Consider the following 13,705-nt stretch of genomic DNA (forward strand, 5'->3'; position numbering starts at 1 on the left):
ATGTCGAAATTTTTTATCGACCGTCCCATTTTCGCCTGGGTAATTGCCCTGGTGATCATGCTGGTCGGGGCACTGTCGATCCTGAAGTTGCCCATCAACCAATACCCGGCCATTGCGCCAACCGCCATCGACATCCAGGTGACCTACCCAGGCGCGTCCGCACAAACCGTGCAGGACACCGTGGTGCAGGTAATCGAGCAACAGCTCAACGGTATCGACAACCTGCGTTATGTCTCCTCGGACAGTAACTCCGACGGCAGCATGACCATCACCGTGACGTTCAATCAGGGTACCAACCCCGATATCGCCCAGGTCCAGGTACAGAACAAGCTGAACCTGGCCACCCCACTGCTGCCGCAAGAAGTGCAGCAGCAGGGTATTCGCGTGACCAAGTCGGTGAAGAACTTCCTGATGGTGATTGGTCTGGTGTCCGAAGACGGCAGCATGACCAAGGACGACCTGTCCAACTACATCGTGTCCAACATCCAGGACCCGATTTCCCGTACTGCGGGTGTCGGTGACTTCCAGGTGTTCGGTTCGCAGTACGCCATGCGTATCTGGCTCGACCCGGCCCAGCTGAACAAATACCAGCTCACGCCAGTGGACGTCAGCAATGCCATCAAGGCCCAGAACGTGCAGGTGGCCACCGGCCAATTGGGCGGCCTGCCTGCCCTGCCCGGCACCCAGCTGAACGCCACGATCATCGGCAAGACGCGCCTGCAAAGCACCGAGGAATTCGCCAAAATCCTGATGAAGGTGAACACCGACGGCTCGCAGGTTCGCCTGGGTGACCTCTCGCGCATCGAACTGGGCGGCCAGAACTACAGCATCAGTGCGCAGTTCAACGGCAAGCCGGCTTCGGGTATGGCGATCAAGCTGGCAGCCGGTGCCAACGCACTGGACACCGGCAAGGCCATCCGCGAAACAGTGAAGTCCCTGGAGCCGTTCTTCCCGCCTGGCATGAAGGCGGTGGTGCCCTATGACACCACCCCGGTAGTGACCGAATCGATCTCCGGTGTGGTTCACACCCTGATCGAAGCGATCGTGCTGGTGTTCCTGGTGATGTTCCTGTTCCTGCAGAACTTCCGTGCCACCATCATCACCACCATGACCGTACCGGTGGTATTGCTGGGTACCTTCGGGATCCTGGCGGCGTGCGGCTTCACCATCAACACCCTGACCATGTTCGGCATGATCCTGGCCATCGGCTTGCTGGTGGACGATGCCATCGTCGTGGTGGAAAACGTCGAACGGGTGATGGCCGAGGAACATCTGTCGCCTAAAGAAGCGACGATCAAGTCCATGGGCCAGATCCAGGGCGCCCTGGTGGGTATTGCCCTGGTACTGTCGGCGGTACTGCTGCCGATGGCGTTTTTCGGTGGTTCCACTGGTGTGATCTACCGACAGTTCTCCATCACCATCGTTTCGGCGATGGCATTGTCGGTAATGGTTGCCCTGATCTTCACCCCGGCTTTGTGCGCCACCATGCTCAAGCCGATTGATCCGGAAAAACACGGCCAGCCCAAGCGCGGCTTCTTCGGCTGGTTCAACCGCACCTTCGACCGTGGCGTACTCAAGTACGAGCGCGGCGTGGGCGGTATGATCAAGCACAAGATCCCGGCATTCCTGGTGTATGCGCTGATCCTGGCCGGCATGATCTGGATGTTCACCCGTATTCCTAGCGCGTTCCTGCCTGAGGAAGACCAGGGTGTGATCTTCGCCCAGGTGCAGACTCCGGTCGGTGCTTCGGCTGAGCGCACGCAAAAAGTCGTCGACGACATGCGCGCCTTCCTGCTGAACGACAAGGAAGGCGAGCCAGGCGAAGGCAAGGCGGTGAAGTCGGTGTTTACCGTGAACGGCTTTAACTTCGCCGGTCGTGGCCAGAGCTCGGGGCTTGCGTTCGTGATGCTCAAGCCGTGGGATGAGCGTGACTCTACCCAATCGGTGTTCGAAGTGGCCAAGCGTGCCCAGGGTTACTTCTTCGGGGCCTTCAAGGACGCCATGGTCTTCGCCATCGTGCCGCCTTCGGTACTGGAGCTGGGTAACGCCACTGGTTTCGACGTGTTCCTGCAAGACCAGGGTGGCGTTGGCCACGACAAGCTGATGGCAGCGCGTAACCAGTTCCTGGGTGCGGCAGCGCAAAGCAAGGTGCTGGCAGGCGTGCGCCCTAACGGTGTGAACGATGAACCGCAGTACGAGCTGACCGTTGACGACGAGAAGGCCAGTGCCCAGGGCATCAGCCTGTCGGATATCCAGCAGACACTGGCCATTGCCTTGGGTGGCAGCTACATCAACGACTTCATCGACCGTGGTCGCGTGAAAAAGGTGTATGTACAAGGTGACGCCGCCAGCCGGATGTCGCCCGAAGACCTGAACAAATGGTACGTGCGCAGCAACGACGGAAAAATGGTGCCGCTGTCGGCCATCTCGTCGGGCAAGTGGATCTACGGTTCGCCCAAGCTTTCGCGATACAACGGTGTAGCGGCGATGGAAATCCTCGGTACCCCGGCACCTGGCTACAGTACCGGTGACGCGATGGCCGAAGTCGAACGCATTGCCAAAGAACTGCCGGCCGGTGTCGGTTATGCCTGGACAGGCCTGTCGTACGAAGAGCGCCTTTCCGGTTCCCAGGCGCCAGCGCTGTACGCACTGTCGCTGCTGGTAGTGTTCCTGTGCCTGGCGGCACTGTACGAAAGCTGGTCGATCCCGATCGCGGTGATTCTGGTGGTACCTTTGGGGGTGATCGGTGCGTTGATCGCCACCAGCCTGCGCGGCTTGTCCAACGACGTGTTCTTCCAGGTGGGCCTGTTGGTGACGGTGGGCCTGGCGGCGAAAAACGCCATCCTCATCGTGGAGTTCGCCAAGGAACTGCATGAGCAAGGCAAAGGCATCGTCGAGGCGGCTATCGAAGCGTCCCGCATGCGTCTGCGCCCGATCATCATGACCTCGTTGGCGTTCATGCTCGGCGTATTGCCGCTGGCGATCTCCACGGGCGCCGGCTCAGGCAGCCAGCATGCGATCGGTACCGGCGTGATCGGCGGTATGATCACGGCCACTGTGTTGGCGATCTTCTGGGTGCCACTGTTCTACGCAACTGTATCCGCCGCTGGCGAACGCAAAAAGAAAGACACTACTGAAACTCCTAAAGAGGCTGGCCAATGAGCAAGTCGCTACTTTCCTTAGCCGTCACGGCATTCGTGCTCAGTGGCTGCTCGCTGATCCCTGACTACCAGCGCCCTGAAGCGCCGGTAGCAGCCCAGTTCCCGCAGGGGCCGGCGTACTCGTCGGCCCAGGCGCCGGGCCAGGCCGCTGCCGAGCAAGGCTGGAAGCAGTTTTTCCATGACCCTGCCCTGCAACAGCTGATCCAGACCGCGTTGGTCAACAACCGTGACCTGCGTGTCGCGGCCCTGAATATCGACGCCTATGCGGCGCAGTACCAGATCCAGCGTGCTGACCTGTTCCCGGCGGTTTCGGCCACCGGCAGCGGCAGCCGTTCGCGTACCCCGGCCAAGCTGTCGCAGACCGGCGAATCGAGCATCTCCAGCCAGTACTCGGCGGGCCTGGGTATCAGCTCGTATGAGCTGGACCTGTTCGGTCGCGTGCGCAGCCTGAGTGAAGAAGCCCTGCAAAAGTACTTCGCCACTGAAGAAGCACGGCGCAGCACCCAGATCAGCCTGGTGGCCAGTGTGGCGAATGCCTACCTGACCTGGCAGGCCGACAAGGAACTGCTCAAGCTGACCCAGGACACCCTCGGCGCGTTCGAGCAGAGCTTCAAGCTGACCTCGCGCAGCAACGAAGTCGGCGTGGCCTCGGCCCTCGACCTCAGCCAGGCACGCACCTCGGTGGAAAACGCCCGTGTTCAACTGGCGCGCTATACGCGCCAAGTGGCCCAGGACGAAAACAGCCTGACCCTGTTGCTGGGCACTGGCCTGCCAGCCAACATCACCAGCAAGCCGCTGTCGGATGACCTGCTCAGCGAAGTGCCTGCCGGGTTGCCATCCGACCTGCTGCAACGCCGTCCCGACATTGTGCAGGCCGAATACAACCTCAAAGCCGCCAACGCCAACATCGGCGCGGCCCGTGCTGCGTTCTTCCCGAGCATCAGCCTGACCGCCAGCGCCGGTACCGCCAGCCCAACCCTGGGCGGCCTGTTCAAAGGCGGTTCGGGCACCTGGTCGTTTGCTCCGCAGATCAACATCCCGATCTTCAACGCCGGTAGCCTGCGCGCAAGCCTGGACTACTCGAAGATCCAGAAAGAGATCAACGTGGCCAACTACGAGAAGGCCATCCAGACCGGCTTCCAGGAAGTCTCCGACGGCCTCGCCGCCCGTGAGACCTACAAGCAGCAGTTGGATGCCCAACGTGGCTTCGTCGCGGCCAACCAGGATTACTACCGCCTGGCCGAGCGTCGCTACCGCATTGGTGTCGACAGCAACCTGACCTTCCTCGACGCCCAGCGCCAACTGTTCAGTGCCCAGCAATCGCTGATCACCGACCGCCTGGCGCAGCTCAACAGCGAGGTCAACCTGTACAAGGCCCTCGGCGGTGGCTGGAACGAGCAGACCGCAAAGAACGAGCCGTTGAAAGAAGAAGCACCGGCGCTGAAGTTGTTCTGATCGCGCTGATGTAGATGAAACCGCTTCCCTTACCGGAAGCGGTTTTTTTTTGCCCGCCAACTTGCGTTCGATCATCGCCCACAACCCGCTCTCCCCCACTTTCATAGCCCCCGCACCGCCGCGCACCATGGCCCGCACCTGCATAACCCCAATAACAACAGGTCCAACACCATGAGCACGTTCCGCCCGCGCCAGCTATTGCTGGCAACCGCTGTCACCAGCCTTGCCCTGCCCGTCGTCGCCGAAGAACATGGCTTTCTCGAAGACGCCAGCGCCAACCTCAACCTGCGCAATTTCTTCTTCAACCGCAATTACACCAACCCGACCAAAAGCCAGGGCGGCGCGCAGGAGTGGACGCAAAGTTTCATCCTCGACGCCCGCTCCGGCTTCACCCAGGGCACGGTGGGTTTCGGTATGGATGTGCTGGGCATGTACTCACAAAAGCTCGATGGCGGGCGTGGCACCGGCGGCACCCAGCTGTTGCCGCTGGACCGCGACGGCCGCCCGGCGGATAACTTCGGGCGTTTAGGCGTGGCGTTCAAGGCGCGGATTTCCAAGACCGAAGTCAAAGTCGGCGAATGGATGCCGGTGCTGCCGATTCTGCGTTCGGACGACGGCCGCTCCCTGCCGCAAACCCTGCGTGGCGGGCAGATCACTTCCAGGGAAATCGACGGCCTGACCCTCTACGGCGGCCAGTTCCGCGCCAACAGCCCGCGCGACGACAGCAGCATGACCGACATGTCGATGTTCGGTAAAACCGCCTTCACCTCCGACCGTTTTAACTTCCAGGGCGGTGAATACGCCTTCAACGACAAACGCACCCAGATTGGCGTGTGGAATGCCCAACTCAAGGACATTTACAGCCAGCAGTACGTCAATCTGATCCACAGCCAGCCGCTGGGTGATTGGACGTTGGGCGCCAACCTCGGCTTTTTCTATGGCAAGGACGACGGCAGCGCCCGGGCAGGCGAGCTGGACAACAAGACCTGGTCCGGCCTGTTCTCCGCCCGTTACGGCGGCAACACCTTCTACGTCGGCCTGCAAAAACTCACCGGCAACAGTGCGTGGATGCGCGTCAACGGTACCAGCGGCGGCACCCTGGCCAACGACAGCTACAACTCAAGCTACGACAACGCCCAGGAAAAATCCTGGCAAGTGCGCCACGACTATAACTTCGCCGCCCTCGGCATACCCGGCCTGACCTTGATGAACCGCTATATCAGCGGCAGCAACGTGCACACCGGCACCGTCACCGACGGCAAGGAATGGGGGCGCGAGAGCGAAGTAGGCTACACGGTGCAGAGCGGCACTTTCAGGGATCTGAACGTGCGCTGGCGCAATTCCACGATGCGCCGGGACTACAGCAACAATGAGTTTGATGAGAACCGCTTGATCGTCAGCTATCCGATCAGCCTCTTGTAAGCGACCAGGCCGTCTCCGCTGCAGCCGCGCGTCTTGATTGATCGCGGCTGTTTTGTAGCAAATTGTCTTACTTAGAACAGGAACGTTTCCCTCCCATTACTCGACTGAAGGCGTGCATCTATGCGGCAAATGCCGACTTAAAAAACCACGCTATCCGACACGAGGCTAACCGTCCATGAACTCAGTCACTTCGCATCACCACCCTTTCATGGCGCCACCCCAACTTCCACCCAGCAATAGTCAGCCCCAACCGCCCACAGGCCCACCACCCACTCGAACCAAAACGCAGATGCTGGTGGATGACGGCTACCTGCGTGTCGGCCAAATGCTGATCGAGGGTCTCAAAAACCCCGGACGCCCAGAGACGCTGGAGAACATTTTGATCATCGAAACCGGCGATCAATCGGACCGGATTCACATCAGTCAACGTCTTGACGGCCAGCTGTACGCGCGGATAAACGGTCGCGACTACGCCTTCAGTACCTTCGACGGCCGTTCAAACGCAACAACCTTCCTCCACATCAAAAGCGCGGCGGGTGACGACCGCATTACGCTCGACCCCAATGTCACTGTGCGAGTGAAGATCGAAGCCGGCGATGGCGACGACACCGTGCAGGCTGGAGGCGGTCACACCAGCATCTATGGTGGGCGCGGCAATGACCATATTCGCCTTGGCAGCGGCACAGGCTATGCAGAGGGCAATGAGGGCGACGATACGATTGCCGGCGGCACTGGCCACGCCGCCCTGTACGGCAATAATGGCAACGACCGTTTGTACTCAGGCAGCGGGCCGGCGAGCAAACACAGCCACCTGGATGGCGGTGCCGGCGACGACCACCTGTATGCGGGCAATGGGCACACGGTGCTCAATGGCGGCCAGGGTAACGACCTGATGGTCGGCTACGACCAGACCACTGTTTACACAGGGCCAGGTCGCGACACGGTGTGGGCTAACACCCTCAAAGCGCGTCTCTACGCTAAAACGACAGACCACCTGAAAGGAACCCAAGGCTCGACTGCCACCCACATGACACCCAACGAAGCGGGCCGACAAGCGTTCAGAATCCATGGATCACCGGACTTCATCCAGCGGGTCGAAGACGATCTGGCGCTGCTTCGCGCTTCGCCCCAAGGGCAAAAAATGCTGGAAGCGCTGGATAAGGCCGCGGTTCAAAACGGCGCCCCTGTTCACATCAGGCAATCTAACAGCACCAATAACCTCTACGATTTCTGGAGTACTGAGCTGCAAAGAATGGCCGATGCCCATCAGCATCCCGAGACCCCGGATGACCCAAGGATGGGTTACATCAAGGACGGTGTGCCTGGCGCCCGCGCGGACGACGCTACGATTTTCTATAACCCGGCGCATATCCATGGCAGCGATATGCCGTTGGTCCAGCTCTACCATGAGATGGCGCACGCCTGGAACGGAGCCAACGGCACGTTCCTGGCCGGTGAGAGTGATCCGACCAGCGCTCACCCTCAGCGCCCCGGCCCACCCAATGACGAACTGCAAGCCGTGGGCCTGCCAAGCAGCGCGGCGCCCTACGACTTCGATAACGACCCCTCCACCCCGCCAACCTCTACCAACCCAGCCCCTTTTACCGAAAACACCCTGAACGAAGAAATGGGTAAACCACTGCGCATGAGCTACACCTGACGTTTGAAAGCGGGCTGGCGCAGCAGCCCGCCGTCCCAAGACACCCGACTTTATTTCCCGGTGATCACCGATGTGCACATGCTGTATGGTGCATGCGCCCTTCAGTCGATACAGGGATTTCATCGACGCCAACCCCTCTCTTGACCCTGGCCGCCATGAAATACCTTGTTATCGCGTTGTCTATCCTGCTCAGCGGCTGCATCAGCGCCCCCATCGCCATGACCCCGCAGACCGCGCAGCGCCTGCAAACCCAGGCGCCGATCCGCTTCCTGTTGACCTTCGATGACGGCCCCAGCGCCTCTGGCTACAACAACCCGAGCCGTTCCGTGATTGCCGACCTCGCGCATAACCCGGTGCTGCCTGGCATCAAAGCGGTGTTTTTCCTGCAGACTGAAGCCTCACGCTCCGGCGGCAGCCCGCGAGGCCGCACGACCATGCAACGTGAATACGCTGCCGGACATGTATTGGCCTTTCACACGGCCACAGCGTTTCACACCAACCATCGCTGGCTCACTGATGCCGAGCTGGAATGCACCCTCACCGAAGGCGCAGCCGACATTGCCTCAATCACTGGCACTGCGCCCACCCTGGTACGCCCGCCGTTCTGGAACTACGACAAACGCACTTTCGCCGCCTACCAGCGCCACGGCATGCATGTGCTGCTGACTGACCTGAGTGCCAATGACGGCAAGATCTGGGGTTTCAATGGCAGCCCACGCCGGCGGGCGAATTTGTATCGGCAACTGTCGGTGGTGCGCGAGCGCATTGCCTTGGGCGAACTGCCCACAGTCGACGGCGTGATACCGGTGGTGGTGACCTTCCACGATATCAACCGTTACACCGCGCGACACCTGCAGGAATACTTGCAGATCCTGATGGACAGCGCGCGGATCAACGGCATGAAGGTCGCTGCCGAGCCGTTCTACACCGAGCATGCCGAACTGGAGCGCGCAGCACTGGCGCGCACGGTGAAGGATGTGAATGAAGCCGTGCATTTGCCGGGGGTGTGGAATTGGGTGTGGGATGCGGACTCCCACTGACCTCGCACACACAGGAGGTTTCCTGTGGGAGCTGGCTTGCCTGCGATGGCATCACCTCGGTTTAGCTGAGAGACCGAGTTGCCTGTATCGCAGGCAAGCCAGCTCCCACATTTGAGCGTATTTCACATTCAGACTTGCTGGCGCGACTCGACACCCAACTCATCCCACACCGACTCGGCCAGGTGAAACGTGGCATTGGCCGCCGGTATCCCGCAGTAGATCGCGCTCTGCATCAGCACCTCCTTGATCTCTGCACGAGTCACGCCATTGCTGGCGGCGGCGCGCAGGTGCAGTTTCAACTCTTCACTGCGGTTCATGCCGATCAGCATGGCAATGGTGATCAGGCTGCGGGTGTGTCGAGGCAGGCCGGGGCGGGTCCAGATATCACCCCAGGCGTGGCGGGTGATCATTTCCTGAAATTCACTGTTGAACTCGGTCAGGGCATTGAGGCTGCGGTCGACATGCGCATCGCCCAACACGTCGCGGCGCACTTGCAGGCCATCGGCGTAACGTTGTTTTTCGTCCACAAAAACTCCTTTTAACATTTGATAGAAGCCCGATCACTTGTGGCAAGCAGGCTTGTTGTGGCGAGCAGGCTTGCCCTGCGCTGGGGCGCGAAGCGGCCCCAAAACCTAGCGATGAGGTTCATCGGGAAGAACGCGGTGGCTGTATCAGGGCCGCTTCGCAGCCCAACGCAGGGCAAGCCTGCTCGCCACAACAAGCCTGTCTGTCACAGATTTAATCAGCCAACAGGAACGCCAGCACGCGCTCGCTGAACGCCGCGCCGGCTTGTACGTTGGACAGGTGCGCCGCGTAGAACTCGGCGTACTCGGCCCCCTTGATCTGGTTCTGGATAAAGTGGCTGCCGGCCGGTGGGGTCACAGCATCTTCGGTGCCGGCAATCGCCAGGGTCGGCACTTGGATTGTGGACAGTTGCTCGCGCAAATCCGCATCCCGTACAGCTGCGCAGTTAGCGGCGTAACCTTGGGGCGACGTGGCGGCGAGCATGTCGGTAATCTGCTGGGCCTGGTGCGGGTTGGCGGCGGCGAAATCAGCGGTAAACCAGCGTGCAATCGACGCATCGCGCAGCGCTACCATGGCCGCCGCACCGTCACGCAAAACCATCTCGATTCGCGGGTCCCAGATCTCCGGCGTGCCGATCTTGGCGGCGGTGTTGCACACCACCAGCCGCAGCAGGCGATCACCTGCGTGGATGCCCAGCCACTGGCCGATCAGGCCGCCCATGGACAGCCCGCAAAAATGCGCACGCTGTATATCCAGCGCATCAAGCAACGCAATCACATCGCGACCCAGCTGCTCGATGCTGTACGGCCCCTCGGTGACCAGAGATTTGCCATGGCCACGGGTATCGAAACGCAGCACACGAAAATGCTCGGTGAAGGCCGGAATCTGTACGTCCCACATATGCAGGTCGGTGCCCAACGAGTTGGACAGCACCAGCACCGGCGCGCCCTCAGGCCCGTCCAGCTGGTAATGCAATGGGCCATCGGCCAGTTGTATAAAAGCCACAGCGTTCTCCTTACGCGCTCAATGCAAAATGGTCGGTCACCGCACGGGTGACCCAGGTTTGGGTCTGGCCCAGGTAGTGGGCCGGGTCGAGCAGGCGGTCCAGTTCGGCCGCCGACAGCTCGGCGGTGACCTGCGGTTCGTCTGCCAGCACTGCGCGCAGATGGCGCCGTTCGGCCACGGCGCGTTTACAGCATTGCTCCAAAAGATGGTGAGCGGTCTCGCGGCCCAGGCGTTGGGCAAGCACGATACTCACAGCTTCGGCCAGCACCAGGCCTTGGGTCAGGTCGAGGTTGTGCGCCATACGCTGGGGGTCGACCTCCAGGCCTTGGCTCACCAGCAGCGCCTGTTTCAAGGCTCCCGACACCAACCGGCAAATCTCTGGCAAGGTTTCCCACTCGGCGTGCCACAGGCCCAGGCTGCGCTCGTGCTCCTGGGGCATGGCGCTGAACATCGTCGCTACCAGCCCCGGCACGCGGGTGGCCGCGCTGATCAACACGGCGGCGCCCACCGGGTTACGCTTGTGCGGCATGGTCGAGGAGCCGCCTTTGCCCGGCGCTGACGGCTCGAACACTTCCGCCGCTTCGGTCTGCATCAACAGGCTGAGGTCGCGCCCCAGCTTGCCGAGGCTGCCAGCGATCAGGCCGAGCACACTGGCAAACTCCACCAGACGATCACGCTGGGTGTGCCAGGGTTGCTCAGGCAGGCCCAATTGCAACTCAGTTGCCAGAGCGTGCGCCACCGGCATGGCGTGCTCACCGAGTGCCGCCAAGGTGCCGGACGCGCCACCAAACTGCAGCACCAGCAAACGCGGCTTCAGCTCGGCCAGGCGCTGGCGACTGCGCGTCACCGCGCCCAGCCAACCGGCGATTTTCATCCCCAGCGTGACCGGCGTCGCATGCTGCAACCAGGTTCGCCCAGCCAGGGGCACGTCGGCATAACGCTGGGCCTGCACAGCAAGCACCTCGCCCAATTGCGTCAGGTCCGCTTCGATGAGCGCCAACGCCTGGCACAGTTGCAACACCAGCCCGGTGTCCATCACATCCTGGCTGGTCGCACCCAGGTGCACGTAACGCTCGGCGCCGGCATCTTCAGCGGCAATCAACTTGCCCAAGGCCTTCACCAGCGGAATCGCCGAATTCCCCGCCGTGGCAATCGCCGCACCGAGGGCGTCCACATCGTAAAGTGACGCCAGGCACGCCTGGGCAATCGGCGCGACGGCGGCTTGGGGAATCAGCCCGACCCGGGCCTCAGCCCGGGCCAGCGCCGCTTCAAAATCCAGCATGCCCTGCAAACGTCCCTGGTCGCAGAACACCTCGGCCATGCTGTCAGCGGTGAAGTAAGCGTCGAACAGTTGATTGCTCGTGCGCAGTGTCATAACTCATCCCTAGAGGTCGTGGTGTAGATAAGCCGCCTGTTTTGGCAGACGCAGGCTAAACAGGAAGGCAATCGCCATCATCGCGGTGACGTACCAGTAAAAGGTATTTTCCATGCCGATGGATTTCAGGCTCAGCGCGACAACTTCAGCCGAACCACCGAAAATCGCATTCGCTACCGCATAGGCCAGGCCCACACCCAGTGCGCGCACCTGCGGCGGGAACATCTCGGCTTTGACCAGGCCGCTGATCGAGGTGTAGAAGCTGACGATCGCCAAGGCCAGGGTGATCAGCACAAAGGCCAGGAACGGACTGGTGACGGTTTTCAAGGTCAGCAGGATCGGCACGGTGAACAGCGTGCCCAGGCCTGCGAACCAGAGCATCGAATTACGTCGACCGATCTTGTCCGCCAGCATGCCGAACAGCGGCTGCATGCACATGTACAGGAACAGCGCGCCGGTCATGATGTAGCTCGACGTCTTGGCATGCATGCCCACGGTGTTTACCAGGTATTTCTGCATGTACGTGGTGAAGGTATAGAAAATCAACGAGCCACCGGCGGTGTAGCCCAACACGGTGATGAAGGCTTTGCCGTGGTCGCGGAACAACGCGACGATGCTGCCGGCGTCTTTGTCTTCACGCATTTCCTTGCTGGTGGTTTCTTTCAAGGTGCGACGCAGCAGTAGGGAGATCACCGCAGCAATGGCGCCGATCACGAACGGAATACGCCAGCCCCAGGCGCGCAGTTCTTCTTCGGTCAGGATCTGTTGCAGGATCACCACCACCAGCACCGCCAGCAATTGGCCGCCGATCAGGGTCACGTATTGGAATGAGGCAAAAAAGCCGCGCTGGCCCTTGAGCGCCACTTCACTCATGTAGGTCGCCGTGGTGCCGTATTCGCCACCCACCGACAGGCCCTGGAACAGGCGCGCCACCAGCAGCAAGGCCGGCGCCCAGGCGCCGATATCTTTGTAGGTGGGCAAAAAGGCGATGACCAGGGACCCGGCGCACATCATCAGCACCGAGATCATCATCGAGTTCTTGCGCCCGTGCTTGTCGGCCACTCGGCCAAACAGCCAACCGCCGATAGGTCGCATCAGGAACCCGGCGGCAAACACACCGGCGGTGTTGAGCAGTTGCACCGTGGGGTCGTCCGAGGGGAAAAACGCCGGGGCAAAATAAATCGCGCAGAAGGCATAGACGTAGAAGTCGAACCATTCGACCAGGTTGCCGGAGGAGGCCCCGACAATCGCAAAAATCCGTTTGCTGCGTTCTTCTCCGGTGTAGTGACTCGTTGTTGTCATGTTTTTTTCACTCAGTGGGAACGGTTATAGCCTAGACATACTTTGCAACAACCATGTTCCGCAAGCAGACTTTTGGTGATCGTTCCCACGCTCTGCGTGGGAATGCCGCCTGGGACGCTCCGCGTCCGCTCTGTAAATCGTGACGCAGAGCGTCACAGGATGCGTTCCCACGCGGAGCGTGGGAACGATCACTCAATAATCGAAGAACACCGTTTCCTTGTCTGTGCCCTGCAAAATCACATCCCACTGATGCACACCCTGCGCATCCGGCTTGGCAATCAACGTAGCGCGACGCTCAGCGGGCACGCACGCCAGCAACGGGTCATCACCATTCAACGCTTCACCGTCGAAATAGATCCGCGTCAGCAGGTGCTTCACCAAGCCACGGGCAAACACCAGCACCACCAGGTGCGGCGCCTGGGTCGTGCCCTGCAGGCCCGGCACACTGCCCGGCTTGATGGTGGTAAACCGAAAACGGCCTTCGGCATCCACCGGCACGCGGCCAAACCCTTCAAAGTTGGGATCGACGGCCTTGGCCTGCTCGTCTTCCGGGTGGTCGTACTTGCCGGCGGCATTGGCTTGCCAGACTTCCAGCATGGCGTCATTGACGACATCACCGTTGCCGTCCACCACTTGCCCGCTGATTGCCACGCGCTCGCCCAAGGTGGCCGGCACAGTCAGGTCTTCGCGGTTCAGCCAAGTCAGGCCGATGTGGTAATACGGCCCGACGGTGTGGGACGTGGTCGCATTGAGGGTCATC

The 13,705-nt window shown here is 60.9% G+C and carries 10 protein-coding genes; 5 read left to right on the forward strand and 5 right to left on the reverse strand.

Annotation, left to right across the window (positions count from 1 at the left end; genetic code table 11):
- From K0H48_RS28925 to K0H48_RS28945, 5 genes are all read left to right on the forward strand, one after another.
- Positions 1 to 3,162 (forward strand): efflux RND transporter permease subunit, encoded by a 3,162-nt coding sequence (locus tag K0H48_RS28925; RefSeq protein ID WP_219337680.1) that lies wholly within the window; start codon positions 1 to 3, stop codon positions 3,160 to 3,162.
- Positions 3,159 to 4,616: an AdeC/AdeK/OprM family multidrug efflux complex outer membrane factor gene (gene adeC, locus K0H48_RS28930; protein ID WP_138816382.1), complete on the forward strand. Its 1,458-nt coding sequence runs from the start codon at positions 3,159 to 3,161 to the stop codon at positions 4,614 to 4,616. Before K0H48_RS28925 ends, adeC begins: the two co-directional genes overlap by 4 nt.
- Before the next feature lie 171 nt (positions 4,617 to 4,787).
- Positions 4,788 to 6,038 carry an OprD family porin gene (locus K0H48_RS28935; RefSeq protein WP_219337681.1) on the forward strand — a complete coding sequence of 417 codons (1,251 nt, stop codon included), beginning with the start codon at positions 4,788 to 4,790 and terminating at the stop codon, positions 6,036 to 6,038.
- A 289-nt stretch (positions 6,039 to 6,327) separates the two neighbouring features.
- Positions 6,328 to 7,698 (forward strand): M91 family zinc metallopeptidase, encoded by a 1,371-nt coding sequence (locus K0H48_RS28940; protein WP_257627148.1) that lies wholly within the window; start codon positions 6,328 to 6,330, stop codon positions 7,696 to 7,698.
- Between the two features lie 155 nt (positions 7,699 to 7,853).
- The gene (locus K0H48_RS28945) at positions 7,854 to 8,738 is read left to right on the forward strand and encodes a polysaccharide deacetylase family protein (RefSeq protein ID WP_219337682.1); all 885 of its coding nucleotides are present in this window, start codon (positions 7,854 to 7,856) and stop codon (positions 8,736 to 8,738) included.
- A gap of 128 nt (positions 8,739 to 8,866) precedes the next feature.
- On the opposite strand, the gene pcaC is transcribed toward K0H48_RS28945, so the two are convergent.
- From pcaC to pcaG, 5 genes are all read right to left on the reverse strand, one after another.
- Positions 8,867 to 9,265 (reverse strand): 4-carboxymuconolactone decarboxylase, encoded by a 399-nt coding sequence (gene pcaC, locus K0H48_RS28950; protein ID WP_219337683.1) that lies wholly within the window; start codon positions 9,263 to 9,265, stop codon positions 8,867 to 8,869.
- A gap of 211 nt (positions 9,266 to 9,476) precedes the next feature.
- Entirely contained in the window at positions 9,477 to 10,268 is a 792-nt protein-coding gene (pcaD, locus tag K0H48_RS28955; protein ID WP_219337684.1) for a 3-oxoadipate enol-lactonase, read from the reverse strand.
- 10 nt (positions 10,269 to 10,278) lie between these two features.
- Positions 10,279 to 11,643 carry a 3-carboxy-cis,cis-muconate cycloisomerase gene (locus K0H48_RS28960; protein WP_219337685.1) on the reverse strand — a complete coding sequence of 455 codons (1,365 nt, stop codon included), beginning with the start codon at positions 11,641 to 11,643 and terminating at the stop codon, positions 10,279 to 10,281.
- Between the two features lie 9 nt (positions 11,644 to 11,652).
- Positions 11,653 to 12,945, reverse strand: a complete 1,293-nt coding sequence (locus tag K0H48_RS28965) for an MFS family transporter (protein WP_219337686.1) — start codon at positions 12,943 to 12,945, stop codon at positions 11,653 to 11,655.
- 192 nt (positions 12,946 to 13,137) lie between these two features.
- Positions 13,138 to 13,704: a protocatechuate 3,4-dioxygenase subunit alpha gene (gene pcaG / locus K0H48_RS28970; protein WP_219337687.1), complete on the reverse strand. Its 567-nt coding sequence runs from the start codon at positions 13,702 to 13,704 to the stop codon at positions 13,138 to 13,140.
- Between the last annotated feature and the right edge of the window lies 1 nt (position 13,705).

The sequence above is a fragment of the Pseudomonas sp. Xaverov 259 genome, assembly GCF_019352915.1.
Classification (GTDB): domain Bacteria; phylum Pseudomonadota; class Gammaproteobacteria; order Pseudomonadales; family Pseudomonadaceae; genus Aquipseudomonas.